This window comes from Streptomyces sp. NPDC005706 (assembly GCF_040631045.1).
In the GTDB taxonomy this organism is placed as follows: Bacteria; Actinomycetota; Actinomycetes; order Streptomycetales; family Streptomycetaceae; genus Streptomyces.
The window spans coordinates 57,034-82,626 of record NZ_JBEXYS010000004.1; the positions used below are offsets into that span (position 1 = coordinate 57,034).

The following is a 25,593-nucleotide window of genomic DNA, read 5'->3' on the forward strand; positions in this document are numbered from 1 at the left end:
CCTTGCCACCCGCGACGGCGTTCGCGGCGGAGACGTTGCTCACACGGCCCGGATCAGCACACCCCCACCGCGGCGAGCGCCTTGCGCTGACGCGCGGTCGGGTGGGCCGGGAAGTAGAGGTAGCAGACCCCGCCCGTGCCGCTTCTGACCTTGCCGTTCGCGTCGTACCGCTTGGTCCTGAGCCAGATGTTCTCGAACTCCCGCCGCAGGTACACCCGCCGTACCGCCTCGTCGCTCGGCGAGGCCGGGTCGTTGGCGATCACGTCGCCGTCGGCCGTGAAGCCGACCACGGTCATGAGGTGCCCCGACGTGCCGTATCCGGCGCCGGTCAGCTCGGTCTTGAGGAAGGACTGGGACGTTATGGCCGGGATGCCGGCCGCGACCAGGGTCTCCAGGTCGCTGAGCGAGGCGAGCCGGGTGACCACTCCCTGGATGCCGTCGAACGTGGCCGCGTAGGCGGCGTTGAACGGCCAGTTGCCGCAGCCCTCGTACTGGTTGTCGTACGTGTACCGGGCGGCGTGGTCCACCTGCGGGTCGGCGTAGGACGGGTCGACCCAGGACAGCTGCTCGGGGGTGAGACGGCCGCCCCAGTACTCGATGATCATCTGCGAGGAGGTGGGGCTGCACCAGGCCTCGCCGCCGCTGTCGTACTCCGGGTACTGGCCCTTGTGGATCTCCTGCGAGTAGCGCGGGACCGCCAGTTCCCCGGAGAGGGCGGGGGCGGAGGCGGGCACGGTGAAGCGGTCGGGGATGTCGGAGCCCATGGCGCCGAGCCGCCAGACGGTCGGGGTGAGGCGCGTGCCGGGCGTGCGGTACAGGGTGAGGCGCAGCCGGTAGGAGTCCAGGCGCAGCCCGGTGCTCGCGTCGTCGATGGAGAAGGTGTCGGTCCAGATCGTGCTCTTGCCGTCGGTCTGGTCGTCCACCGAGGTGCGCTTGATGTCCTGGTCGCCGGCGGCCCAGCGGCCCATGACGTACCAGGGGGTGTCCGTGCCGTCGGAGTAGGTGCCGCGCAGCTCGACCTGGAGCCAGGTGCCCTCGGGGGTGTGCGCGTTCCAGGAGGCGATGACCTCGGTCGCGGGCACGGCGAGCCGGTGGACCGGGGAGGTCCAGGTCGCGTACTCCCAGGTGGCCGTACGGCCGGTGTGCGGGTCGGTGTAGTCGGTGCTGCCCGCTGCGGCCCCGATCTCGGCGCCGGGGCGGCGGCCCGGTACGGCCCGGACGCCCTCCGCGCCGCCGCGGCGCCAGTCGCGGTACGAGGTCCAGGCGTGGTAGTCGACGGGGCGGCCCGGCGCGGCGGCGGTGCCGGTGCCGGCGGGCGCCGACGCGGTGGCCGCGGCCGCGGGCATGGTTCCCGAGGCGACCGCGGCGACCACCGCGGCGGCGAGAACGGTTCTGCGGGAGGGCTGCTGGGCTCTGCTCATGGGCGCGGGACCCCCAGGTGTCCGGGTCGGGGCTGGTGCGGTTGGTGCGCCAACTATGAACGGAGACGGCATGCCCCTGCCAGCACTTCCGCCGTATGGCGCGCCACCAATATTGGTCTAGAACAGTGATGGGACCTGCGAGGGTGTGCCGCGAAGTGTGCCGCGGCCCCGGCGCGGGCGGTCCGCCGTGCGCCGGGGCCGTGCCGTTCGGCAGGGTCAGATGAGGTCCATCGCGGCGACCTCGTCGGGGCGGCCGTAGCTGACCGGTCCCTGGAAGCGGCGGCGGGCGGTGGCGAACCACCAGACCGTGGCCACGAGCAGGACCACGGCCAGGGCGATCGGGGCGTAGTTGAAGGAGTCGGCGGTGATGGGCGAGGCCTGCGGCAGCATGAACAGCACGCTGCTGAGCAGGATCCAGGTCACCGCGATCCAGCCGATCGGCTTGCCCCAGCGGCCCAGGTGCCAGGGGCCGGGCTGGAACTCGTCGCCGAGCCGCAGCCGCAGGAAGACGGGCACGGCGTAGGCGAGGAACAGCCCGACCACGTTGACGCTCACGATGGCGGTGAACGCCGTGTGCGACCACCAGCCCGGGATCACCAGGGCGAGCGAGCAGCCCACCGCGAGCCAGACCGCCTTGACCGGTGTCCGGGTGCGTGCGGAGACCGTGTGCCACCAGCGGGAGCCGGGCATGGCGCCGTCCCGGGAGAAGGCGAAGATCTGCCGGGTGTTGCTGGTGAGGTTGGCCAGACCGCAGAAGAGCATGGCGCCGATGACGATGAGCAGCATCACCTTGGCGGCGCCGAGGCCGAGGCCGTCGATGAGAATCTGGACGGGCGGCGCGGCCGAACCGGCCACCTTGCCGTAGTCGCTAATGCTGTAGACCAGCGCGAGCATCAGGATCAGACCGGTGATCGCCGAATAGCCGATGGCACGGGTGATGCCCTTGGGCGCGTTGACCGTCGCCTGGACCGTTTCCTCGGACATGTGGAAGCTGCCGTCGAAGCCGGTGAAGGTCCAGCTGGTGACCAGCAGACCGAGCATGCCGCCGTAAAGTCCGTTCGTGAAGCCGGTGTTGTTCTCGAAATGCGTCACGAAGGACGCGGACTGATGATGGTCGGGCATCACGATGAGTGCGGTCACGATCACCACGAGTCCGATCAGCAGCCACCACACGGAAATACGGTTCAGTACGGCGACGAGCTGGACCGTGAAGGTGTTGGCGAGCCCCTGCAGCACGATGATCACTGCCGTGATCAGCACCGTCTGGTGCGCGGTCGGCCGGTACGAGGACCACTGCAGGGCGACGAAGGCCTGGATGAACGTGGCCGCCGCGTAGCCGGTGGCGGCGGTGCCGCCGATCTGGCCCACGAAGTTCAGCCAGCCGGTGAACCAGGACCAGGCGCCCTTGCGCCGCTTGGCGAGTTTGCCCGCCGAGAAATACAGCGCGCCACTCGTCGGATACGCCGACGCGACCTCCGCCATCGCCGCGCCGATGAACAGCACCATGACGGAGACGCCGATCCAGCCGAACACGAGAATACGGGGGCCACCCGCGTTCATACCGAATCCGAAGGACGAGAAAATACCCGAGAGGATATTGATGATGGTGAAGGAGATCGCGAAATTGTCGAACGCCTTGAAGCGCCGGGTGAGTTTCCGCGGATAACCCATCGCGTGCAGGGTCGCGTCGTCGTCGAGCACGACCGCGTCCTCTCCCCCGCGGGCGTTGGCCCGTGGAGCCGATATCCGTTCCGACACAGATCGACCTTTCTCTTGGTGGGGGGCGGAGCAGGTACGGATCAGGCGGCTCCCGGGACGGGCAGACCGCAGCCGCGCCGTGCCCGGGAGAGCTGTTCGGCGGGCTCGCCGAAGGCGCTCCAGGGCATGCGCGAGGCGTACGGGCCCATCGCTGTGAAGACCGCCCGGGCCTCGAACCCGCACTGGGCCATGACCAGCGCGTGCGCGAGGTAGGCCAGGTCGAGCACCGGGGTGAAGCGGTAGCCGGCCACCGCGGGCAGCCAGTTGTGGTAGACCGCGAGTGCGGTGGAGCGCCACTGGGGCTGCTCCCAGACCCGGTCGGCGAGCAGCTGGGTGGGGTTGTAGCTCTCGACCAGGGCGACCAGCGGCAGCAGCCGGAGCGCGGAGTCCGCGGGCGCGCGCTGGCTGAGGAAGGCGGCCACGTCCCAGGCCGCGTTGACCGAACCGCCGTAGCGGGTGAAGAAGCAGGACAGGAAGCGGTGGTGACCCTCGCGGTGCCACGGGTCGAGGGACAGGACGTGCGCGAACAGCCGCCACGGGCCGGGCGGGGCGGTGAGCAGCCCCTGCGGGGCGGGATCCCGCAACCGGTGCAGCCGGGCCATGGTGAGCTTCGCGACCCAGGGGGTGGGGTCGCCGGGGGCCAGCGCGGCGGCCCGGTCGCAGGCGGTGAGCGCTATCCGCTCCAGTGCCTCGGCCCGTTCGTCACGCGCGTCGGCGGCGCGCATCGCGCGCTGCACGGCCACCCGGGCCCACAGCAGCGCCGCCTCGGGCGTCGGCTCCTCGTCCAGCCAGCGTTCGACGAGGTCGGTGCCGGCCGCCTCGGAGGCCAGCACGAGCGAGCGGTGGGCGCGCAGGGCGAAGTCGGAACGCGTCTCGGCGAGGGCTTCGCCCGCGCTTCGATATCGGCCGGCGCGCACATCGACGCATACGCGCGCCAGGACACGGTCGTCGGCCGCCGGATGCCACACATACTGCCCTTCGAATAACTCCGCGGCCATGTTCTCCTGTCCGTCCCCGTTACGATGCGCCGCACTCGTGCAGGAGCACCTTACTCAGCAGTCGGCGCGCCTGGAACGCCGAATTTCACATATCGGTCAACGGATTTGGATGCTTAATCTGTTTGATTGACCGGTGGCCGGCCAGTGGTTCAAGAAGTGACGTTTTCTTGCCCTCCGGACTCCGGGCGCCGACGCACCGGCACGGGCACTATGGGCCACTACTACACTGTTTCCGGAAAACACCCCACACCGCATCACACCTCGGGAATCGCCATTCACGACCTCGCCGCCCGGCTGCGCGGCCTGCCCCCCTCGCTGGGGCCGGTCCGCCTGATCGCCGTCGACGGGCACGCGGGGTCCGGGAAGTCCACCTTCGCCGGGCGGCTGGCCGCCGCGCTGGGCGGGGCACCGGTGCTGCACCTCGACGACATCGCCAGCCACGAGCGGCTCTTCGACTGGACCGAGCGGCTGACCGCCCAGGTGCTCGGCCCGCTGGCCCGGGGCGAGAGCGCGCACTACACCCCCTACGACTGGAGCGCCCGGGCGTTCGGCCCGCCGCGGCCGCTGCCGCCCGCGCCCGTGGTCGTCATCGAAGGCGTCGGCGCCGGCCGCCGGGCGCTGCGGCCGTATCTCGCGCGGCTGCTGTGGATGGAACTGCCGCGCGAGGAGTCCTGGGCGCGTGGCCGGCTGCGGGACGGGGAGGCACAGCGCGAGTTCTGGTCCGGGTGGACCGAGGCGGAGCACGCGCACTTCGCCGCCGACCCCTCGCGCCCCCATGCGGACCTCCTGGTGCGGCAGACACCGCAGGGGTACGAGGTGCTGACGGGACCGGCGGGCACCCTTGGAACGGACCAGGGCGTCACTCACCGTGATGGACCGTCCGCGGTGCGGTGAGCGCGCCAAGACCCCTGCGGGGGAACTTCTTTGCGTGCTCCGAGTCCGCTTGACCCGGGAGCCGTGCAGGTCTTACGTTTCCAATGTGCGGCCATTCGGAGCCGCCCGCAGACGCGAAGCCCCCGGTTGTTCCCCCGTGATCGGGGGCTTCGTTCTGCCTGCGGACCGTCTTTCCGGCCCTCCAGCGCGCCGAAACGCTCACCCTGGGTCACCATTGCGTGTGCGCCCCGTCTGCTCCCACCTCGCCGAACGGGCTGTGCGGCACCCTTCGGCACGCGGTCGTACCCCAGGTACGATGCCCTCGGTGCGGCCTTCGAGCGACTGCCTCGCGCACCTGCAACTCCGGTCCGCGGCACAGCGGTTCGTCCGCGGCGGCCGCCGGGCGACTGCCCGGCGGTGAACCAACGGGGGCACGGTCTGTGGGGGACGGGATGGACTTCGGCACGCAGGGCCCCGAGGCCCCGGCCGACCTCGCCTGGCTGCGAGGTGTGGACGCCTACACGATGGGCGCCTATCCCCAGGCGGAGGAGGAGTTCCGCGCGGCGGTCCGGATGGACCCGGGGATGGCGGACGCCTGGCTCGGACTGCACGCGCTGCGGGTCGACACGACCACCGCGCTGCTGCGGATGTGCCGGCACCGGGAGCGCTTCGGGGAGCAGCGAGCCCGGCACCGCCGCACGCTCAACTCCTGGTACTGGCTCGGCTGGTGGGTGCAGCCGGTGCTGGAGAGCCCGCGGGATCTGCTGCTCGCGCACGCCTCGCACTGGCTCGACGGCCGGCACGTGCCCGAGCTGGACCGGGCGCTCGCCGGGCTGCCCCCGGTGGACACCGACCCGCAGGTCCGCTTCCTGCACGCCTGCCGCGCCTACCTGGTCAAGGACTGGGACCAGCTGGTGCGGCACACCGACCCGCTGCTCGACGACACCCTGCTCGGCATCGAGGCCGGCCTGTTCGGCGGCATGGCCCGGGTCCGCCTGGAGATGTACGGCCAGGCCGAGCCGCTGCTCGCGGCGGCCCTGATGCGCTGCCGCAGCGAGCAGCCGCAGCGCAAGGAGCTGCGGTACTGGCTGGCGCGGGCGCACGAGGGCACCGGGCGCAGCGCCGCCGCGCTCCCCCTGTACCGGGCGGTGCACCGGATCGACCCGGCCTTCATGGACACCTCGGCCCGGCTGGCCGCGATCGCCGAGGGCGACGGGTACGACGATCCGGCCGACCTCGCGGCGATCACCCTGACCGGTGCCGGGGCGGACGCCATGGACGGGCCGGACACGCTCGATCCGCTCTTCGGCACGGAGGGCCGCGATCTGCGGCTGACGGAGCCGGATCTGCCGGGCGGGCCGCTGCCGTCGGTCTCCGATCCGTTGGTGCGCGTGAAGAGCGGGGTGCCCTCCTCCGTCCTGCCGGCCGGGCCGACCGATCCCGCGTTACTCGAGGAGGCGCTCGCCGAGCTGGAGCGGATGGTGGGGCTCGAGCCGGTCAAGCGCCAGGTCAAGGCGTTGTCCGCGCAGTTGAACATGGCGCGGCTGCGGGCCGGGCAGGGGCTGCCGGTGCAGCCGCCGAAGCGGCACTTCGTGTTCTCCGGACCGTCGGGGACGGGGAAGACCACGGTCGCGCGGATCCTCGGGCGGGTGTTCTACGCACTGGGCCTGCTCGGCGGCGACCATCTGGTGGAGGCGCAGCGGGCCGATCTGGTCGGGGAGTACCTGGGGCAGACGGCCGTGAAGGCCAACGAGCTGATCGACTCCGCGATCGGCGGGGTGCTGTTCGTGGACGAGGCGTACTCGCTGTCCAACTCGGGCTACGGCAAGGGGGACGCGTACGGCGACGAGGCGCTGCAGGTCCTGCTGAAGCGGGCCGAGGACAACCGGGACCACCTGGTGGTGATCCTGGCCGGCTACCCGGAGGGCATGGACCGGCTGCTCACCGCGAACCCCGGGCTCTCTTCCCGTTTCACCTCGCGGGTCGACTTCCCCTCCTACCGGCCGCTGGAGCTCACCGAGATCGGCAAGGTGCTCGCGGCGGAGAACGGGGACCGCTGGGACGAGGAGGCGCTGGAGGAGCTGCGGTCCATCGCCGGGCACGTGGTCGATCAGGGGTGGATCGACGAGCTGGGGAACGGGCGGTTCCTGCGGACGCTGTACGAGAAGAGCTGTGCGTACCGGGATCTGCGGTTGTCGGGGTATCCCGGGGCGCTGTCCCGGGGGGACCTCGCGACGCTGCGGCTGCCGGACCTGATGCAGGCGTACGGGGAGGTTCTTTCCGGGCGGGGCCCGCAGGATCCGTCCGCTCCGTAGGCGCCGGGGACGGGCGTCGGCCGGGGGCGTTCGCACGGCCGTGAGCGGACCGCCCACCCGGCCGAGCGGCCGGATGGGCGGTGCTGCGGGACCTGTGGTCAGGCCATGGCCTGTTCCGGGTTCTCGGTCGCTCTGGGTTCGGTGAGCTTTATGTCCGGGAGTCCGCGGTGCGCCGGGTCGCGGACCTCGCCGACCAGGAGCTCCAGGGCGTCCTCCAGGGCCACGAGGCCCAGGACCCGGCCCGAGGCGTCCGCGACCTGGGCCAGGTGGGTGGCCGCCCGGCGCATGACGGTCAGGGCGTCGTCGAGCGGGAGTTCCGAGCGGAGCGTGGTCATGGGGCGCCACACGTGCTGCGGGACGGCACGGTCGGAGTCCTCCAGGTCCAGGACGTCCTTCACATGGACGTACCCCATGAAGGGGCCCTTGTCCGCGGCCGCGACCGGGAAGCGGGAGTAGCCCGTGCGGGCCGTCAGCCGGACGATCTCGCCCGGGGTGACCGACGGCGACACCGTGATCAGGGACTCGCGCCGCAGCAGGACGTCCGTCACCGGGCGGGAGCCCAGTTCCAGCGCGTCCTCGAGGCGCTCCTGCTCCTCGGGGTCCAGCAGGCCCGCCTGGCCGGAGTCCTCCAGCAGACGGTTGAGCTGCTCGCTGGTGACGACGGCCTCGACCTCGTCCTTGGGCTCGACCCGGAAGAGCCGCAGGATGCCCCGGGCGCAGGCGCCGAGGGCCACCGTGATGGGCCGGCACACCCGGGCGAAGGCGACCAGCCCCGGGCTCAGCCACAGCGCGGCCTTCTCGGGGGCCGCCATCGCGAGGTTCTTCGGCACCATCTCGCCGATGACGAGGTGGAAGAAGACCACCGCGGCGAGGGCGATGACGTAGCCGAGCGGGTGGATCACGCCGTCGGGCAGGTGGATCCACTCGAAGACCGGCTCCAGCAGCTGCGCGACGGTGGGCTCGGCGACCGCGCCGAGGGTCAGCGAGCAGACGGTGATGCCGAACTGGGCGGCGGCCATCATCTGCGGCAGCCGCTCCAGGCCGTACAGCACCTGGCGGGCCCGGGCCGTGCCCAGTGGTTCGATCTGGCTGCGGCGGACGGAGACGAGCGCGAACTCGGCGCCGACGAAGAAGCCGTTGGCGAGCACGAGCAGCGCGGCGAAGGCCAGTTGGAGGACGCTCATCGCACGGCCTCCATGACGTTCACGGCCGGGGTCGTGCGGACCAGACGCACCCGTTCGGCGCGGTAATGGCCCACCTGGCGCACGGAGAGCCGCCAGCCGGGCAGTTCGGCCCGGTCCCCGGGGGCCGGGATACGGCCGAGCAGGTCGGCGACGAGACCGGCGACGGTCTCGTACGGCCCCTCGGGCACGACGAGGCCTATGCGCTTCAGGACGTCGACCCGGCAGCCGCCGTCCGCGTCCCAGGCGGGCCGGCCGTCCTCCGGCGGGGCGGGGGCCAGCTCGGGCACGTCCTTGGCGTCGTGCTCGTCCCGGACCTCGCCGACGAGTTCCTCGACGATGTCCTCCAGGGTGACCACGCCGGCCGTGCCGCCGTACTCGTCCACGACGACCGCGATGGGCTGCTCGCTGCGCAGTCGGGCGAGGAGGGGCTGGACGGGCAGCGTCTCGGGTACGAGCAGTGCCCTGCGCGCGATACGGCCGACCGGGGTACGCAGCCGGTCGTTCACGGGGACCGCGAGCGCGTCCTTGAGGTGGGCCATGCCGACCACGTCGTCGATCTTCTCCCGGTAGACGGGGAAGCGGGAAAGCCCGGTGGCCCGGGTCAGGTTGACCACGTCCTCGGCGGTGGCCGAGTCCTGCAGGGCGCTGACCTTGACCCGGGGGGTCATGACGTGCTGCGCGGTCAGCTCGCCCAGGGACAGCGTGCGTACGAACAGGTCGGCCGTGTCCTGTTCCAGGGCTCCGGCCTGTGCGGAGTGCCGGGCCAGGGAGACCAGTTCGCCCGGGGTGCGGGCGGAGGCCAGCTCGTCGGCGGGCTCGACGCCGAGGGCGCGCACCAGCCGGTTGGCGACCGTGTTCAGCACGGAGATGACCGGCCGGAACAGGCGGGAGAAGAGGTGCTGGGGGCCCGCGACGAAGCGCGCGACCTGAAGGGGCCGCGACACCGCCCAGTTCTTGGGCACGAGTTCGCCGATCACCATCTGGATCGCGGAGGCCAGCAGCATGCCGGTGACCACGGCCACACCGGAGACGGCGCCCCGGGGGATGCCGATCGCGGTGAACGGGCCGCGCAGCAGCGCGGCCAGGGCCGGTTCGGCGAGCATGCCGACGACCAGGGAGGTGATGGTGATGCCGAGCTGGGTGCCGGAGAGCTGGAAGGAGAGTTCCTTCAGCGACTCCACGACCGTGCCGGCGCGCTTGTCGCCGTCGGCGGCGGCCTGCTCGGCGTCCGGGCGTTCGACCGTCACCAGGCCGAACTCGGCCGCGACGAAGAAGCCGTTGGCCAGGATCAGCAGGAAGGCCGCTGCGAGGAGCAGCAGGGGGGTGGTCATGATGCCGCCGCCTCCATGTGGGGGGAGGGGGCGGCGCAGGTACTACAGGACGATCCGTCCATCGCCGGAGGGGGTCACTCCTCGGGTAGCAGGAACCCCTGTGCACCGGGCGCGGCACCACAGGGGTGGAGGCGCGACGAAAAACGCCTCCACCTCCAGATTAATCAAGACACGGCCCGGTGTGGCAGGGCGAACGTCACCGATTCATCCCTGATCTTCCCCGGCCGGGGCCGCCGAGCGGGCCTCGGCGAGCGCCCGGAGCGCCCGCGCGTCGGCGATGGCACGCTGCTTGGCGAGGCCCGGCTGGATGCCGAGCGCGGGCAGGCTGGTGCCGTCGCTGAGGTTGAGGAACACCCAGGGATCGCCCGGACGGAGGTTCACCTGAAGGATTTCCGCCCAGGCCAGGCGCCGTTTGCTCGCGATGTTGACCACGGTGACGCCGGATTCCTCGGCGACCACCTTGACCCGGGCGAGCTGGGCGAGCGCCCAGAAGATGAGCGCTCCGGTGACGAAGAAGCTGGCCCGCTCGCCCGGACCGAGGTCCAGCAGCAGGGCGACACCCGAGATGACCAGGAAGATCGCCACGCCGGCGGTGAGCAGGATCACCCGCGTGTGGCCCGGCCGGAAGGTCACGGGGAGGGCGGGAAGCTCGGACATCTGTTCGCGTACCTCTTACAGGCGGCAGGCGTGGATGGCGGTGGTCAGGATGGCCCGGGCGCCGATCTCGTAGAGGTCGTCCATGATCCGCTGCGCCTCCTTGGCGGGGACCATGGCGCGGACGGCGACCCAGCCCTCGTTGTGCAGCGGGGAGACGGTCGGCGACTCCAGGCCGGGGGTGAGCGCGACGGCCTTCTCCAGCTGCTCCACGCGGCAGTCGTAGTCCATCATCACGTACGTCCGGGCGACCAGGACGCCCTGGAGGCGGCGCAGGAACTGCTGGACCTTGGGCTCCTCGCCGTCGGCGCCGGTGCGGCGGATGACGACGGCCTCGGACTTCATGATGGGCTCGCCGAAGACCTCCAGGCCCGCGTTGCGCAGGCTGGTACCGGTCTCGACGACGTCGGCGATGACCTCGGCGACGCCCAGCTCGATCGCGGTCTCGACGGCGCCGTCCAGGTGGACGACCGAGGCGTCGACGCCGCTGTCGGCGAGGTGCCCGGCGACGATGCCCTCGTACGAGGTGGCGACGGTGCGGCCCTTGAGGTCCGCGACGCCCGTCGCGGTGCCGGGCTTGGCGGCGAAGCGGAACGTGGAGCGGGCGAACCCGAGCGGCAGGATCTCCTCGGCGTCGGCGCCGGAGTCGACCAGCAGGTCGCGGCCGGTGATGCCGATGTCGAGCCGGCCGGAGGAGACGTAGATCGCGATGTCACGGGGGCGGAGGTAGAAGAACTCGACCTCGTTCACCGGGTCGACGATCCGCAGCTCCTTGGACTCCCGGCGCTGCTGGTAGCCGGCCTCATGCAGCATGTCCGCCGCAGGGCCGGACAGGGAACCCTTGTTGGGGACGGCGATGCGCAGCATGAGGTCGGCTTCCTTTGCGTTGGGTCAGACGGGGGAATCGTGAGCCGGAGCGGCTCAGAGGTGGGCGTAGACGTCGTCCAGGGAGATGCCGCGGGCGACCATCATCACCTGGACGTGGTACAGCAGCTGCGAGATCTCCTCGGCGGCCGCCTCCTTGCCCTCGTACTCGGCGGCCATCCACACCTCGGCGGCCTCCTCGACGACCTTCTTGCCGATGGCATGGACCCCCTTGCCGACCAGTTCCGCGGTGCGGGAAGTGGCGGGATCGCCTTGGGCTGCCTTGTGCTGGAGCTCGGTGAAGAGCTCCTCGAAAGTCTTCTTGGACATGGTGGTGCCCACCCTACGCGGTGCGGGCGACTCCTCAGTGCCAGGGTTCGGATACCGAACGGAGCGTGGCCGCGGTGGCGACGGCGGCGGTGACCGCCTCATGGCCCTTGTCCTCGCTGGAGCCCTCGATGCCGGCCCGGTCCAGGGCCTGTTCCTCGGTGTCGCAGGTGAGCACGCCGAAGCCGACGGGGACGCCGGTCTCCACGGAGACCTGGGTGAGGCCCTGGGCGACCCCCTGGCACACATAGTCGAAGTGGGGGGTTCCGCCGCGGATCACGACGCCGAGGGCGACCACGGCGTCGTAGCCGCGGCCCGCGAGGACCTTGGCGGCGACCGGGAGCTCGAAGCTGCCGGGGACCCTGATCAGGGTCGGCTCGTCGATCCCCAGCTCACGCAGGGCGCGCAGGGCGCCGTTCACCAGACCGTCCATCACCTTCTCGTGCCACTGGGCCGCGATGACGGCGGCCCTGAGGTCGCTCGCGCCCCGTACGGACAGCTCCGGTGCACCCTTGCCGCTCACATCTCTCCTCAGTGCTGTTCGCTTACTGGTTACCGCAGGTGGACGCGGGCGCGGCCGCGGCGGCGGCCACGGCCGGGGTGTCCAGCCAGGGCAGATCGTGCCCCATCCGGTCCCGCTTGGTGCGCAGGTACCGGAGGTTGTGCTCGCCCGCCTGGACGGGCATCGGCTCGCGGCCGGTGACCTTCAGGCCGTGGCGCAGCAACGCGTCGGTCTTGTCGGGGTTGTTGGTCATCAGGCGGACGCCGCGCACGCCGAGGTCGGCGAGGATCCGCGCGCCGGCGCCGTAGTCGCGGGCGTCGGCGGGCAGGCCGAGTTCGAGGTTGGCGTCGAGGGTGTCGCGGCCCTGCTCCTGCAGTTGGTAGGCGCGCAGTTTGGACAGCAGGCCGATGCCGCGCCCCTCGTGTCCGCGCAGGTAGACCACGACGCCCCGGCCCTCGGCCTGGATGCGCTCCAGGGCGGCGTCGAGCTGGGGGCCGCAGTCGCAGCGCAGGGAGGCGAAGACGTCGCCGGTGAGGCATTCGGAGTGGACGCGGACCAGGACGTCCTCGCCGTCGCCGATCTCGCCGTGGACGAGGGCGACGTGCTCGACGCCGTCGACGGTGGAGCGGTAGCCGTAGGCGGTGAAGGTGCCGTGGCGGGTGGGCAGACGGGTCTCGGCCTCGCGGCGGACGGTGGGCTCGCTGCCGCGGCGGTAGGCGATCAGGTCCTCGATGGAGATGATCGTCAGGCCGTGCTTGCGGGCGAACGGGATCAGTTCGGGCAGCCGCAGCATCCGGCCGTCCTCGCCGGCGATCTCCACGATGGCGCCGGCCGGGCGCAGGCCCGCGAGCCGGGCGAGGTCCACGGCGGCCTCGGTGTGGCCGTTGCGGGTGAGCACGCCGCCGGGCCTGGCGCGCAGCGGGAAGACATGGCCGGGGCGGACCAGGTCGGTGGGCTCGGCGGTGCCGCTCGCCAGCAGCTGGAGCGTGGTGGCGCGGTCGGCGGCCGAGATGCCGGTGCTGACGCCGTGCGCGGCGGAGGCGTCCACGGAGACGGTGAAGGCGGTCTTCATCGACTCGGTGTTGTCCTCGACCATCTGCGGCAGTCGCAGCCGGTCCAGTTCGGTGCCCTCCATGGGGGCGCAGATCAGGCCCCGGCACTCGCTCATCATGAAGGCGACGATCTCGGGGGTGGCCTTCTCGGCGGCGATGACGAGGTCGCCCTCGTTCTCCCGGTCCTCGTCGTCGACGACGACGACCGGGCGGCCCGCCGCGATGTCGGCGATGGCCTGCTCGACGGGGTCGAGCCCGAAGTCCTCGATGCGTTCGGTGCTGTGGAGCCAAGGTGCCGAGGTCATGCCGGCGCTCCTTCCAGAACGGGCCGCGCGTCCTTGCGGGAGCGCAGCCACCAGTCGCGCATGCCCCACAGGACGAGCGCGCCGTAGATGACGTAGACGAAGCCGGAGAAGGCGTAGCCGTTGGCGAAGTTGAGGGGCACGCCGACGAGGTCGACGAGCAGCCAGGCGATCCAGAACTCGACCATGCCCTTGGCCTGGGCGTACATGGCGACGATGGTGCCGACGAAGATGTAGGCGTCGGGCCAGGGGTCCCAGGAGAGGGACGGGTAGGCCTTGAACAGCAGGGCGACGGCGACGGTGCCGGCGGCCGCGGCGGCGAGCATCGCCGCCCGCTCGGTCCAGCTCGCGAACCGCGGGACGATGTGGCCGTCGGGTGCGCGGTCCTTGCGGCGCTGCCACTGCCACCAGCCGTACAGCGCGACGACCATGACGACGGCCTGCTTGCCGGCGCTGCCGGCCAGGTGGCCGTAGAAGGCCCCGAAGAGGACCAGGCCGGACAGGAACTGCACGGGCCAGGTCCACAGCGAGCGGCGCCAGCCGAGGGCCAGGGTGATGAGGCCGAGGATGTTCCCGGTCATGTCGGACCAGATGATGTGCTGGCCGAAGAGCGTGAAGGCCTCGGAGTTCATCCAGTTCACTTGCCGTCCCCCTGTCCGGCCGCGAGCAGCCGCTCCACGTACTTGGCGATGACGTCGACCTCGAGGTTGACCGGGTCGCCGGACTGCTTGTGGCCGAGCGTGGTCAGGGCGAGGGTGGTCGGGATGAGGCTCACCGTGAAGTGGTCGGGGCCGGCGTCGACGACGGTGAGGCTGATGCCGTCGACGGTGATGGAGCCCTTCTCCACGACATAGCGGGCGAGGTCCGCGGGCAGCGAGATCTTCACGATCTCCCAGTTGTCGGACGGCTTGCGCTCCAGGACCTGCCCGGTGCCGTCCACGTGCCCCTGCACGATGTGCCCGCCGAGGCGCGCGCCCACCGCGGTGGGGCGCTCGAGGTTGACCCGGGAGCCGACACCGAGCGCGCCCAGGCTGGAGCGGTTCAGCGTCTCGGCCATGACGTCGGCGGTGAACTCGTCGCCCTCGTGGTCGACGACGGTGAGACAGACCCCGTTCACGGCGATGGAGTCGCCATGCTGCGCGCCCTCGGTCACGATGGGGCCGCGGAGCCGGAAACGGGAGGCGTCGCCGAGATTCTCGACGGCGGTGACCTCACCCAGCTCTTCGACGATTCCGGTGAACACTTCCCGGGTCCTCCTGCCTCATGGGGCACGGACTCCGGGGCCTGTCGAAGACGACAGAATGAACGGGAAGACAGCTCCGGGACGACGCCGAACAGGGACCCGTCCGCATACGGACGAGCCCAGATACGGCGACGCGCATGAGAGCATGCCCGCCCGCCGCGCACTGCCTCCCATCCGGACTTTAACCGTCGGTCCAGGAATTTCACCTGGTCAACCGGCCGCTGGAAGCGACCGGGTCGCGGACTGTAACCGCCGGTTCGGACTTTCACCGACCCCGGAGTGCGCTGCTTCTGGTACAGGGCCAGTGTGCCACGGCCGGTAGGGGTCCATGCGGGTGAATGGTGTGGAGTGACTCACAGGCCGCTCCCCGAGCTCCCTGGCGATATTGGTCCGGACCATTGACCGCACTGGTCTAGTCCTTTTAGGGTGCGGGCGGGCCCGGCGGCGGTGACGACGGCCCTTGCCCGCCGCCGGGCCGCCCAACCCCCGCGAGGCGGGCGGCAACCGCCGACAGGCCTGGAGGCCGTGTCCGCGACGTCACGCCCGCGTCGCGACGCCCGGCAGGTCCGGGGCGAACAGCTCGTCCTGGGCCCGGTCCCGGGCCGTCAGCAGGGCGCCGCGCAGGACAGCGGCGCCACCGAGGCGGCCGGCCCGGACCTCGGTGACCAGCGGCGACAACCGGCGGAGCCGCTCGCCGACACGCTCGGCGAGCACCGCTCCCCCGGCCTGCCCGATCTCCCCGCCGAGGACGACGCAGCCCGGGTCGAGGATGGAGACCACGGAGGCGGCGCCGATGGCGATCCGGTCGGCGAGGGCGTCGAGGAAGCGCTCGGCGGGGCCGGTCCCGGCCCTTCCCCCGGGCGGCTCCGTCACCCGCGCCACGGCCTCGCGCACCACCACCGCCACGCCCGGCCCGTCCGCCCGCTCCGCCCCCGGCAGACCGTGCTCCCCCGCCAGCCGGGCGATCGCCGCCGCTCCGGCCAGGGAGTGGAAGCCGCCGTCGCAGTCCGTCGCCGACGGCAGGGTCACCGTGCCCGGGACCGGCAGGAAGCCGATCTCGCCCGTGCCGCCGGAGGCACCGCGGCGCAGGGTGCCCTCCAGGACGACCGCGGCGCCGACGCCATGGCCGAGCCAGAGCAGGACGAAGGTGTCCCGGTCACGGGCGGCGCCCTCGCGCTGCTCGGCCAGGGCGGCCAGATTGGTCTCGTTCTCCACGGTCACCCGGGCCCCGGGCAGCCGTTCCTGGAGGGCCGCGGCGAGCCGGCGGTGCCAGGCAGGCAGTCCGCCGGAGTCGCGGAGGTCGCCGGTGGCGGGGTCGACGAGACCCGGCGCCCCGATTCCGACGGTGTGAAGCCGCCGGCCACCGGCCTCCTTGACCGTCCGCTCCACCACCGTCACCGCCTGCTCCACGGCCGGCCCGGTCCCGGTGTCACCGCCGATGGGCACCGAACCCTCGGCCAGCACGCGGCCCACGAGATCGGAGACCAGCACGAAGACACCCTCGGTGCGCACATCGAGCGCGGCCAGGTGGGCGCGGTCGGCGACTATGCCGTACAGCCGGGCGTTCGGGCCGCGGCGCTGCTCGCCGGACTCCCCCACCACCGTGATCAGACCGGAGGCGCTGAGCCGCTCGACGAGGTCGGCGACCGTGGGCCGGGACAGTCCGGTGAGCTGCTTCAACTGCCCTGCCGTCAGCGGGCCTTCCCGTTGCAGCAGACGCAGGGCGAGCCGGTCGTTGATGGCCCGGGCGGTGCTCGGTGATGCGGGCATGACGGGCATCCTCCCAGACGGGCGCGGCCGGGCTGTCCACTATCTATCAGGCAGGGTCCCTGATAGTTTACGGCGATGCGGCGACGGCGCCGCGGGCAATCCCGGGGAGGGGCTGGAACATGGGTGACGTGAGCCATGCGCATGACGAGGTGAGACGCGCCCGGTACGCCGTGGCGGCCGTGTTCGCCGTGCACGGCGCCGTGACCGGTTCCTTCGCCACCCGGGTGCCCTGGGTGCAGGAGCATGCCTCCCTGAGCGCGGGACAGCTCGGCTTCGCCCTGGCGTTCACGGCGTTCGGCGCCTCGTGCGCGATGCCGCTGGCGGGCCGGATCAGCCACTCCTTCGGCAGCCGCACGGCACTGCGCGGGCTGCTCGCGCTGTGGACGCTGTCGCTGATCCTGCCGGCTCTCGCGCCGAACATGTACACGCTGTGCCTGGCGATGTTCGCCTACGGCGCGAGCGCGGGCATGGCCGACGTCGCGATGAACGCCCTGGGTGTCGAGGTGGAGCGGCTGCTCGGCAAGTCGATCATGTCGGGTCTGCACGGCATGTGGAGCGCGGGCGCCCTGATCGGCTCGGCGGCCGGCACGCTCGCCGCGCACCTGGGCGCCGACGCGCGCGTGCACTTCGCGCTGGCCTCGGCCGTCCTCACCGTGCTCGGCCTGGTGGTCTGCTCGGGGGTGCTGGACGTGCAGCCCGCCGAGGACGAGGAGCCGCCGCCGCGGTTCGCGCTGCCGCCCCGCTCGGCGCTGCTGATCGGTACGGTCGGGTTCTGCGCGGTGTTCGCGGAGGGGGCGAGCCTGGACTGGTCGGCGGTGTTCCTGCGGCACCGGCTGGACAGCTCGGCCGGGGTCGCGGCCGCCTGCACGACCGGGTTCATGCTGACCATGGCGGTGGCCCGGATCGCCGGGGACGCGGTGGTGAACCGCTTCGGAGCGGTCCGCACCGTGCGGGCCGGCGGTGTGCTGGCCGGGCTCGGCGGCCTGCTGATCGTCCTCGCCGGGCATCCGGCGCTGGCGATGACCGGGTTCGCGCTGATGGGGCTCGGCATCGCGGTCGTCGTACCGCTGTGCTTCGCGGCGGCCGGGCACGCCGGCCCGAACCCCAGTCAGGCCATCGCGGGCGTGGCGACCATCACGTACACCTCGGGGCTGGTCGCGCCCAGCCTGATCGGCGGGGTGGCGCAGGCGACCAGCCTGATGGTCTCGTTCTGCGTGGTGACGGTGCTGGCCTGCGGTCTCGCGGTGTTCGCCGGTGTGCTGCGCACCGCCGAGCGCGGCGGCCGCACCGAGGTCAGTCCGCGGGTCGCAGAAGTTCCCGGCCCACGGCCCTGAAGGCGTCGCTCCACGGCGCGGGGCGCAGCGTCGTCGCGTCCAGCCGGACCAGGACCCGGGTGCCGCGCGCGTAGGTCTGCGCGCCGTCGGCCGAGCAGAAGCGGAAACCGTAGGTGAGGCCCGTGGTGCCGAGCCGCTCCAGCCAGAGGTGGACGGCGTAGGTGCCCGGGCGGGTCACCGGTGCCTCGTAGCCGATGCTCAGTTCGCGGACGGCGTTGCAGGCGTCGCCGGCGGCGTGCCAGTCGCCGTCGAAGCGGACGCCGTGCTCGTTCCACAGCTCGGTCCAGGCGCGCTCGACCATCAGCGGGTAGCGGGCGTTGTGGAGCAGACCGAGGGCGTCCAGGTCGTCGAAGTGGACGGTGACGGGGATCAGCCGGCCGTGGGCGACGGCGGGGGCGATCGGGGCTTCGGCGGTCACGGAGGTGCTCCTGGGCGGTGAGACGGTGACGACGCGGACGGCACGGACGGCACGGACGGCACGGACCACTCCATACTAAGCGACCGCTCAGAAAGGCCGTCCCGTCACCGCAGGTCAGCCCCCTGAACGCGGTCCATGTGCGGGGCCGGGTGCACGGGAAGCCGCCAGGTACCCCCGACAATGGTCTGGAACAGTCTTCACGTACAGAGAAAGCGAAACCCCACCATGGACCTCGGCGTGCGCTGGAAGCTGCACGGTGACGGGCGCACGCCCGCACCCGGAGCGGTGGTACGCCCCGACGAAAGGCTCTCCTGGCCGCGCACGGTGGGCCTGGGCGCCCAGCACGTCGTGGCGATGTTCGGAGCCTCCTTCGTGGCCCCCGTGCTCATGGGCCTGAACCCCAACCTGGCGATCATGATGTCGGGCGTGGCGACCGTGATCTTCCTGCTCGCCACCCGGGGCCGGGTCCCGAGCTACCTGGGCTGCTCCCTCTCCTTCGTCGGCGTGGCCGCGGTCATCCGGGCACAGGGCGGCACGAGCGCCACCGTGACCGGCGCGGTCCTGGTGGTCGCCGCCGTGCTGTTCCTGGTGGGCCTCGCGGTGCAGCGCTTCGGCGCGCGGATCATCCACGCCGCCATGCCGCCGATCGTCACCGGCGCGGTCGTGATGCTGATCGGCTTCAACCTGGCTCCGGTGACCGCGTCGACGTACTGGCCGCAGGACCAGTGGACGGCCCTGCTGGTGATGCTGTTCACCGGACTGGCGGTCGTCTGTCTGCGCGGTTTCTGGTCCCGGATCGCGATCTTCCTGGGACTGGTCTTCGGATACGGGATCTCCTGGGCCTTCGACCGCGTCTTCGGGAAGATCCACTCGGCGGACGCGAGCGGCAAGCTGACCGACCACTGGCGGCTGGACCTCTCCGGCGTCTCCAAGGCCGACTGGATCGGCCTGCCGTCCTTCCACGGACCCTCGTTCCAGTGGTCGGCGATCCTGGTCGCCCTGCCGGTCGTCATCGCGCTGATCGCGGAGAACGCGGGGCACGTCAAGGCGGTCGGGGAGATGACCGGCGATCCGCTGGACGACAAGCTCGGCACGGCGATCTCCGCGGACGGCGTCGGCTCGATGCTGTCGACGGCCGTGGGCGGCCCGCCCACCACCACGTACTCCGAGAACATCGGCGTGATGGCCGCGACCCGCGTCTACTCCACCGCCGCCTACTGGGCCGCGGCCTGCTTCGCCCTGCTCTTCGGCGTCTGCCCGAAGTTCGGCGCGGTCGTCGCCGCGATCCCGGGCGGGGTGCTCGGCGGCATCACCGTCATCCTCTACGGCATGATCGGCCTGCTCGGCGCGCAGATCTGGATCAACGCCAAGGTCGACCTGCGCAACCCGCTGAACCTGGTGCCGGCCGCCGCGGGCATCATCATCGGCGTCGGCAACGTCACCATGAAGTTCACCGACACCTTCTCGCTCAGCGGCATCGCGCTCGGCACCCTGGTCGTCATCACCGGCTACCACGCGCTGCGCGCCTTCGCGCCCGCCCATCTCAAGACGCAGGAGCCGCTGCTGGACGAGGGCACGTCCACCTACGACGAGAACGGTCAGCGCGCCGAGCCGTAGGCGGGCCTCCGCCCGCTCCGCGTTCCCCCGTTCCGGGGAAGCACCGGGCCGGTCGGCACGCGGGCCGGCCCGGTGCTGCGACCCTTCCCCCATGGCGCAGCCGGAACACCTCACCGCTCCCGTCGACGCCGTCCTGGCCCGGATGCGCGCCCTCGACGCGGAGCTGCCCGAGCGGGACGGGGTGGCCGTGTTCAACCGCGTCTACCTCGCCGTCACCGAGGAGGTCGGCCGGCGCCTGGACGCCGGGGTGTTCGCGGACCGGCGGGCGGCGGCCACGCTGGACGTACGGTTCGCCGAGCGGTACCTGGCGGCGGTCGACAGCGCGGACCGGGACCGCCGTCCGCCCGCCTGCTGGCGGCCCCTGTTCCAGTTCCGCCGCCACCCCGGGGTACGGCCGCTGCAGTTCGCGCTCGCGGGCATCAACGCGCACATCGGGCACGACCTGGCGCTCGCCGTGGTGGACGCCTGCCGCGCGCTCGGCTGCGAACCGGCCGATCTGGAGGACGAGTTCGACCGCGTGGGCGACCTCCTCGCCTCGCTGGAGGAACGCATCCGCGAGGATCTGATGCCGGGTCCCGACCTGCTCCAGCTCGCCGACCCGATCACCCATCTGCTGGGTTCCTGGAGCCTGGAGCGGGCGCGGGACGCGACCTGGGCGGCGGCCCGGGCGCTGTGGGCGCTGCGCCGCTGCGGGGACCTCGCCGGGGAGTTCACCGAACGGCTGGACGCGGCGGTCGGCTTCGCGGGGCGGATGCTGCTGACTCCGTGCGGCGACCGACCCGGGGCGTTCCGGCCAACCTCCGCCGGGTCGCCTGGAACTCCTCGGCGATCTCTGTAGGTTGAACCCGAGACCGACCGCGAAGGAGTTCACGCCACATGGCTACCCGGCTGGGCCTCGGCCTCCCGCAGAACCGGCAGTACGACCTCGGCAGGGACGTGCCCGACGTGGCACGGACGGCGGAGCGGATCGGATACGACAGCCTCTGGGTGTACGAGCGCGCCCTGTTCCCGGAACCCGCCGGCCAGGGCCTGTACGGCATTCCGGGGCTCCCCTGGCCCGACTCCTACCGCGGCGTCGCCGAGCCGCTGGTCACCCTGACCCTCGCCGCGGCCGCCACCGAACGCGTAGAGCTCGGCTCCAGCGTGCTGGTCGCGCCGCTGCACCTGCCCTTCCAGCTCGCCAGGTCCCTCGCCACGCTGGACGCGGCGAGCGGGGGCCGGGTGCTCGCCGGATTCGGCACCGGCTGGTCCCACGACGAGTACGCGGCGGCGGGCGTCCGGCCCTTCGAGGAGCGCGGGCAGGTGCTGGACGAGCTGATCGACGTGTGCCGGGCGGTGTGGGGCCCGGACCCGGTGGTGCACGAGGGCCGCGTCTCCCGGATCTCCTCGGCGGTGGTCGGCCCCAAGCCGGCCCGGCCGATCCCGATCCTGCTCGCGGCGAGCGGCAGGCGCGCGCAGCGGCGTCTGGTGGACCACGCCGACGGCTGGCTCCCGGTGGGCATGGGCGTCGAGCAGATCGCCGCCCAGTGGGCCGAGTTGCAGGACCTGGCCGCCGAGCGCGGCCGCAAGGAGCCGATCCGGACCGTGCTGCGGGTCAACGCGGTGTACTCGGCCAAGCCCCACGAGGGCGACGGCCGGCGGCCGTTCCAGGGTGACGCCGGCCAGATCGCCGAGGACCTGGCCCGGCACGCCGAGATCGGCCTGGACGAGATCCTCGTCGACCTGCAGAGCACTCCGCGCGACGCCCAGGAACTCAAGGACGTCGCCGCCGAGGTGTTCGAGAAGGCGCGGGCGGCCGGAGTCTGAGTCCGGCCGCCCGCGCCTCGGTCTCTTCCCTCGGCCCCGGTCAGTCCTCGGGCAGCTCCACCGGGGCGATCTCGTCGTAGACGTCGCCGGGGCCCGGGTTGGTCGGGTCGGTCTCGCCGCCGAAGTGGCGCATGACGCCCCAGACCGCGTTCAGCGCGGTCTGGATCGCGCCCTCGGCCCAGCCGGCCGTCCAGGAGATGTCGTCACCGGCGAGGAAGATGCCCCGCTTGTCCTCGGGCAGCCGGTCCTGCATGAAGTGCGTGAACAGGCGCCGCTGGTAGCGGTAGTGGCCGGGCAGGTTGGCCTTGAACGCGCCCATGAAGTAGGGCTCGTTCTCCCAGGAGACGGTCACCGGGTTGCCGATGATGTGCTTCCTGATGTCGACCTTCGGGTAGATCTCGCCGAGCGACTTCAGCATGACCTCCATCCGCTCGTTCGCGGACAGCGGCAGCCACTTCAGGCTGTCGTCGCACCAGGTGTACGACAGGCAGATCACGGCCGGCTTGTCCGGGCCGTCGTCGAGCAGGTAGGTGCCGCGGGTCATCCGGTCGGTGAGCGTCATCGACATGACGTCCCGGCCGGTCGGGTTGCCCTCGTCGTCGACGGCCTTGTCGAGCCAGAACGGCCTGTCCACGGGCACGAAGAGCTTGCTGGACTCCATGTAGTGGGTGCGCTCGATGGCGGTCCAGTGGTCGATCGGGAACAGCGAGTCGTCGCAGGCGATCTTGGACAGCAGCATCCAGGACTGGGCGGTGAAGATCGCCGCCTGGTACGTGCGGATGTCGCCGTTCGCGTCCGTCACGGTGATCCGGTTGCCCGAGGTGCGGTGCAGCCGGGTCACGGCGGGGCGGGGCTCGCCGTCCACGTGCAGCGACTTCAGCGAGGTGCCGTACGGCCAGTGGACGATCTTCTCCGGCTCGCGCTCCCACAGCCGGAGCGGAAGCTGCTGGGAGCCGCCGACGATGCCGCGGTGGTGGTCGTCGGCCTCGGTGTAGACGACGCGCAGGATCTCCAGGATGGAGTTCGGGAAGTCGGTGTCCCAGCCACCGGTGCCGAAGCCGACCTGGCCGAAGATCTCGCGGTGCCGGAAGGACTTGAAGGCCTCGGAGTCGCAGAGGAAGCCGTAGAAGGTCTGGTTGTCGAGCTTCTCGACCAGCCGGGCCCAGATCTCGCGGATGCGCGGCACGTCCCGCTCGCGCAGCGCGCGGTTCATGTCGGAGAAGTCGGCGCCCTCCTCCAGGCACTTGTTCCAGGCGTCGGCGACGTCCCGGTACACCTGGGGCAGGTCGTCGACGGTCTCGGCGTAGTGCGACTCGCCCTTGAGGTCCACGACGGTGGACGGGGTGGCCTCGGCGAGCGGGTTCGGGAACGGCCTGGTCTCGAGGTCCACCAGGTCGATGTAGTGCTGCAGCGCGGTGGAGGACGGCGGGAAGCGCATCGCGCCCATCTCGGCGGTCAGCGACTCGTCGCAGCCCTCGAAGCCGATCGTGCGCAGCCTGCCGCCGAGTTGGTCGGCCTCGTAGACGACGGGCTTGAGGCCCATCTTCATCAGCTCGTAGGCGGCCACCACACCGGACAGACCGCCGCCGATGACGGCGACCTCGGTGCCGTGCTCGGTCGCCGGGACCTGGCCCAGGCCCGCCGGGTGCGCGAGGAAGTCGTCGTAGGCGTAGGGGAAGTCCGGCCCGAACATGGTGATCGGCGGCTGCTGCTCGTCTGCGTGCTCGACGGCGTTGGGCACGGTGGACGTCATGGGGTACGGACTCCTTGCGCGGGGGTGGTTCTGGGGGAAGCTCTGGGGTCAGACGAGGGACCGGTACAGACCGGGGCGGCGGTCCTTCAGGTACGGGTTGGCCTCGCGGGAGGCGGCCAGGAAGCCCGGGTCGGCGTCGGCGAGGACCAGTTGCTCCTCGCGGCCGGCGCGGGTGCGGGCGACGCCGTCGGGGCCGGCCAGGACGGACAGGCCCACGAACTCGAACTCCCCCTCGTGGCCCGCCCGGTTGACGTACGCCACGTACATCTGGTTCTCCCAGGCCCGCACCGGCACCAGGGACTCGGCGACGAACTGGAAGGGGTGCATCTGCGCCGTCGGCACGACGAGGAGGTCGGTGCCGGCCAGGGCGTGCGCCCGTACGTTCTCCGGGAACTCGACGTCGTAGCAGATCATCAGGCCCACGGTCAGCCCGTTCAGCTCGGCCTGGACGACCGGCTGCTCGCCGGGCGTGAAGTGGTCCCGCTCGAAGCAGCCGAAGAGGTGGGTCTTGCGGTAGTTCGCGAGCCGGGTGCCGTCGGCGGAGATCAGCTGGGCGGAGTTGTACACGGTCCCGCCGTCGCGCTCGGGGTAGCCGTAGGCGATCGCGAGCGCGTGCCGGCCGGCGATCTCGGCGATCGCTTCCGCGGAGTCGCCGTCGGCGGGCTCGGCGAGACGGGCGATGCCGTCGCCGATCGCGTACCCGGTGAGGAACATCTCCGGCGCGGCCAGCAGCGCGGCGCCCCCGGCGGCGGCCCGGCCCGCGGCCTCGTCGAGGACCTTGAGGTTCTCGGCGATCGAGCCGGGGCGGCCGGAGCTCTGGAGCAGGGCGGTGCGCATGCGTGTCCTCACCGGGAAGGAGGTCGGGGGGCCAGTTAGAAGGTACGGTCGGCGCGCTCGGCCGGACAAGAAGGAGCCGTTGCGCGCCGGTACGCGGTTCGTTGCGTGGCAAGCGGGTCCGACGGCGATTCGTTGCGCGCCCCGCGGGGGAGCCCTCGTACGCCCTGGGACACAGGTCACGGCGGTGTCCGCCCGCCGGACGGGGGAGGCCGGACGCCGCCTCGGGAGCGATGTGCGCGAGGGCGCGCCGCCGCGAGAGTGGTGGGCGTCCGGTTCACACGTCCGGTCTGCGGAAAGGACCGTCATGCAGCGTCGTACGAGGATCGCCGCCGTCACCGCCGCCCTGCTGATCACCGCCGGGGTGGCCGGATCGGCGACGGCCTCCGGTCAGGGGCCGGGGCGGCACCACCGCCACGAGGCCGCCGCACTCACCGGCACGGCCAAGCTGTACCGGTCGGCCGGGGACGACATCACCTTCTCCTTCGACGCGCACCTCGCGGCGAAGGACACGAAGAACCCGGCGAAGGCCACCGGCACCTTCCGGTTCAGTCACTACCTGCACGGCAAGGGCGCCTGGGCCAGGGCGAGGGTCGACTGTCTGGTCACCGGCGGAAAGGTCGCCGTCGTCTCCGGGGTGATCACCGACTCGGACCTGCCGGGTGCCAAGGGCACGCGGGTCGGCGTCACCGTCCACGATCTCGGCGGGCACGACCGGCTGGGTTACAGCTGGGCGGCGACGAAGGACATCGGGCCGAAGAACCTGCCCAGGTGCGTCTCGTCGGCGCCGTTCGAGAAGGTGCGGCAGGGCACGGGCGACTTCCACGTCGTGCCGTGGCGGCCCGCGCTCTAGAGCCGGCGCAGCCGCTCCACGATCTCCCTGAGCAGTTCCGGATCGGCGGCGGGGCCGGTGACGGGGTGGCGGCCCGGCTCGTCGATCCGGACCAGGCCGGCCTCGGCCAGGTCGCCGAGCAGGACACGGACGACGGTCAGCGGCAGGTCGGCGTCCGCCGCCAGCTCGGCCACGGGGCGCGGGCCCCGCCGGACCAGTTCGAGCAGGGCCGCCGGGGCATGGTCGAGCACCGGCGGGACCGCGCCGTCCGGCTCCGCCGCGGTGACCCGGGACATCAGGTCGACGGTGTGCCGGTCCGAGGGGCGGGTGCGGCCCCGGGTCACGGTGTAGGGGCGGACCATCGACCCGGTCTCGTCCTCGTACCAGTGCTCGTCGCTCACCGCG

Annotated in this window: 24 protein-coding genes and 1 riboswitch; of the genes, 7 read left to right on the forward strand and 17 right to left on the reverse strand. The window is 71.9% G+C overall.

The annotated features are described in order from the left end of the window. Positions 1–53: 53 nt before the first annotated feature. From ABZ478_RS09295 to ABZ478_RS09305, 3 genes are all read right to left on the reverse strand, one after another. Entirely contained in the window at positions 54–1,421 is a 1,368-nt protein-coding gene (locus ABZ478_RS09295) for a peptidase C39 family protein (protein ID WP_359546832.1), read from the reverse strand. A gap of 216 nt (positions 1,422–1,637) precedes the next feature. Beyond that, positions 1,638–3,179 (reverse strand): amino acid permease, encoded by a 1,542-nt coding sequence (locus ABZ478_RS09300; protein WP_359546833.1) that lies wholly within the window; start codon positions 3,177–3,179, stop codon positions 1,638–1,640. A gap of 41 nt (positions 3,180–3,220) precedes the next feature. Further along, positions 3,221–4,177 carry a hypothetical protein gene (locus ABZ478_RS09305; RefSeq protein ID WP_359546834.1) on the reverse strand — a complete coding sequence of 319 codons (957 nt, stop codon included), beginning with the start codon at positions 4,175–4,177 and terminating at the stop codon, positions 3,221–3,223. 210 nt (positions 4,178–4,387) lie between these two features. On the opposite strand from ABZ478_RS09305, the gene ABZ478_RS09310 reads away from it, so the two are divergent. Together ABZ478_RS09310 and ABZ478_RS09315 are read left to right on the forward strand one after the other, a co-directional pair. Next, on the forward strand, positions 4,388–5,071 hold the full coding sequence (locus ABZ478_RS09310; protein ID WP_359546835.1) for a hypothetical protein: 684 nt from the start codon (positions 4,388–4,390) through the stop codon (positions 5,069–5,071). Between the two features lie 431 nt (positions 5,072–5,502). Next, complete coding sequence (locus ABZ478_RS09315; RefSeq protein WP_359546836.1) at positions 5,503–7,365, forward strand: AAA family ATPase; 1,863 nt, start codon at positions 5,503–5,505, stop codon at positions 7,363–7,365. Positions 7,366–7,463: 98 nt separating this feature from the next. On the opposite strand, the gene ABZ478_RS09320 is transcribed toward ABZ478_RS09315, so the two are convergent. The 10 genes from ABZ478_RS09320 to ABZ478_RS09365 all read right to left on the reverse strand — a co-directional run bounded on the left by ABZ478_RS09320 (position 7,464) and on the right by ABZ478_RS09365 (position 16,594). Further along, on the reverse strand, positions 7,464–8,549 hold the full coding sequence (locus tag ABZ478_RS09320) for a hemolysin family protein (RefSeq protein ID WP_359546838.1): 1,086 nt from the start codon (positions 8,547–8,549) through the stop codon (positions 7,464–7,466). Then, positions 8,546–9,880 (reverse strand): hemolysin family protein, encoded by a 1,335-nt coding sequence (locus ABZ478_RS09325; RefSeq protein WP_359546840.1) that lies wholly within the window; start codon positions 9,878–9,880, stop codon positions 8,546–8,548. The genes ABZ478_RS09320 and ABZ478_RS09325 overlap by 4 nt, the downstream gene beginning before the upstream one ends. 204 nt (positions 9,881–10,084) lie before the next feature. Beyond that, the gene (locus tag ABZ478_RS09330) at positions 10,085–10,537 is read right to left on the reverse strand and encodes a PH domain-containing protein (RefSeq protein ID WP_359546842.1); all 453 of its coding nucleotides are present in this window, start codon (positions 10,535–10,537) and stop codon (positions 10,085–10,087) included. 15 nt (positions 10,538–10,552) lie between these two features. Beyond that, the gene (gene hisG / locus ABZ478_RS09335; RefSeq protein WP_199209761.1) at positions 10,553–11,401 is read right to left on the reverse strand and encodes an ATP phosphoribosyltransferase; all 849 of its coding nucleotides are present in this window, start codon (positions 11,399–11,401) and stop codon (positions 10,553–10,555) included. Between the two features lie 54 nt (positions 11,402–11,455). Beyond that, positions 11,456–11,728 (reverse strand): phosphoribosyl-ATP diphosphatase, encoded by a 273-nt coding sequence (locus ABZ478_RS09340; RefSeq protein ID WP_019983911.1) that lies wholly within the window; start codon positions 11,726–11,728, stop codon positions 11,456–11,458. A gap of 34 nt (positions 11,729–11,762) precedes the next feature. After that, positions 11,763–12,248 (reverse strand): 6,7-dimethyl-8-ribityllumazine synthase, encoded by a 486-nt coding sequence (gene ribH, locus ABZ478_RS09345; RefSeq protein WP_359546844.1) that lies wholly within the window; start codon positions 12,246–12,248, stop codon positions 11,763–11,765. Positions 12,249–12,270: 22 nt separating this feature from the next. Next, positions 12,271–13,584, reverse strand: coding sequence for a bifunctional 3,4-dihydroxy-2-butanone-4-phosphate synthase/GTP cyclohydrolase II (locus ABZ478_RS09350; RefSeq protein WP_358937473.1), 1,314 nt, complete (start codon positions 13,582–13,584; stop codon positions 12,271–12,273). Next, complete coding sequence (locus tag ABZ478_RS09355) at positions 13,581–14,222, reverse strand: nicotinamide mononucleotide transporter family protein (RefSeq protein ID WP_358937475.1); 642 nt, start codon at positions 14,220–14,222, stop codon at positions 13,581–13,583. Before ABZ478_RS09355 ends, ABZ478_RS09350 begins: the two co-directional genes overlap by 4 nt. Further along, on the reverse strand, positions 14,219–14,824 hold the full coding sequence (locus tag ABZ478_RS09360; protein ID WP_359546846.1) for a riboflavin synthase: 606 nt from the start codon (positions 14,822–14,824) through the stop codon (positions 14,219–14,221). Before ABZ478_RS09360 ends, ABZ478_RS09355 begins: the two co-directional genes overlap by 4 nt. 156 nt (positions 14,825–14,980) lie before the next feature. Continuing rightward, positions 14,981–15,111: riboswitch (FMN riboswitch) on the reverse strand. Positions 15,112–15,361: 250 nt separating this feature from the next. Beyond that, positions 15,362–16,594 carry an ROK family transcriptional regulator gene (locus tag ABZ478_RS09365; RefSeq protein ID WP_359546848.1) on the reverse strand — a complete coding sequence of 411 codons (1,233 nt, stop codon included), beginning with the start codon at positions 16,592–16,594 and terminating at the stop codon, positions 15,362–15,364. A 119-nt stretch (positions 16,595–16,713) separates the two neighbouring features. Here ABZ478_RS09365 and ABZ478_RS09370 point away from each other — a divergent pair, with 119 nt between their 5' ends. Continuing rightward, the gene (locus ABZ478_RS09370) at positions 16,714–17,928 is read left to right on the forward strand and encodes an MFS transporter (RefSeq protein WP_359546850.1); all 1,215 of its coding nucleotides are present in this window, start codon (positions 16,714–16,716) and stop codon (positions 17,926–17,928) included. Here the strand turns inward: ABZ478_RS09370 and ABZ478_RS09375 are convergent. Continuing rightward, the gene (locus ABZ478_RS09375; protein ID WP_359546852.1) at positions 17,888–18,346 is read right to left on the reverse strand and encodes a thioesterase family protein; all 459 of its coding nucleotides are present in this window, start codon (positions 18,344–18,346) and stop codon (positions 17,888–17,890) included. The genes ABZ478_RS09370 and ABZ478_RS09375 overlap by 41 nt on opposite strands. A gap of 225 nt (positions 18,347–18,571) precedes the next feature. Between ABZ478_RS09375 and ABZ478_RS09380 the strand changes: the two genes are divergently transcribed. The 3 genes from ABZ478_RS09380 (at position 18,572) to ABZ478_RS09390 (ending at position 21,769) form a co-directional block, all read left to right on the forward strand. After that, a complete protein-coding gene (locus ABZ478_RS09380; protein WP_359546854.1) occupies positions 18,572–19,963 on the forward strand; it encodes a solute carrier family 23 protein in 1,392 nt (463 codons plus the stop codon). A 91-nt stretch (positions 19,964–20,054) separates the two neighbouring features. Next, on the forward strand, positions 20,055–20,801 hold the full coding sequence (locus ABZ478_RS09385) for a DUF5995 family protein (protein WP_359546856.1): 747 nt from the start codon (positions 20,055–20,057) through the stop codon (positions 20,799–20,801). Positions 20,802–20,839: 38 nt separating this feature from the next. Next, positions 20,840–21,769 carry an LLM class F420-dependent oxidoreductase gene (locus ABZ478_RS09390; RefSeq protein WP_359546858.1) on the forward strand — a complete coding sequence of 310 codons (930 nt, stop codon included), beginning with the start codon at positions 20,840–20,842 and terminating at the stop codon, positions 21,767–21,769. Positions 21,770–21,809: 40 nt separating this feature from the next. Here the strand turns inward: ABZ478_RS09390 and ABZ478_RS09395 are convergent, their stop codons facing one another. Together ABZ478_RS09395 and ABZ478_RS09400 are read right to left on the reverse strand one after the other, a co-directional pair. After that, positions 21,810–23,522: an NAD(P)/FAD-dependent oxidoreductase gene (locus tag ABZ478_RS09395; RefSeq protein WP_359546860.1), complete on the reverse strand. Its 1,713-nt coding sequence runs from the start codon at positions 23,520–23,522 to the stop codon at positions 21,810–21,812. 48 nt (positions 23,523–23,570) lie between these two features. Then, positions 23,571–24,359 (reverse strand): carbon-nitrogen hydrolase family protein, encoded by a 789-nt coding sequence (locus ABZ478_RS09400; protein WP_359546862.1) that lies wholly within the window; start codon positions 24,357–24,359, stop codon positions 23,571–23,573. A 304-nt stretch (positions 24,360–24,663) separates the two neighbouring features. Between ABZ478_RS09400 and ABZ478_RS09405 the strand changes: the two genes are divergently transcribed. Next, on the forward strand, positions 24,664–25,209 hold the full coding sequence (locus ABZ478_RS09405) for a Repetin (protein ID WP_359546864.1): 546 nt from the start codon (positions 24,664–24,666) through the stop codon (positions 25,207–25,209). Here ABZ478_RS09405 and ABZ478_RS09410 read toward each other — a convergent pair. Then, positions 25,206–25,589 (reverse strand): DUF742 domain-containing protein, encoded by a 384-nt coding sequence (locus tag ABZ478_RS09410; RefSeq protein WP_358937498.1) that lies wholly within the window; start codon positions 25,587–25,589, stop codon positions 25,206–25,208. The genes ABZ478_RS09405 and ABZ478_RS09410 overlap by 4 nt on opposite strands. Between the last annotated feature and the right edge of the window lie 4 nt (positions 25,590–25,593).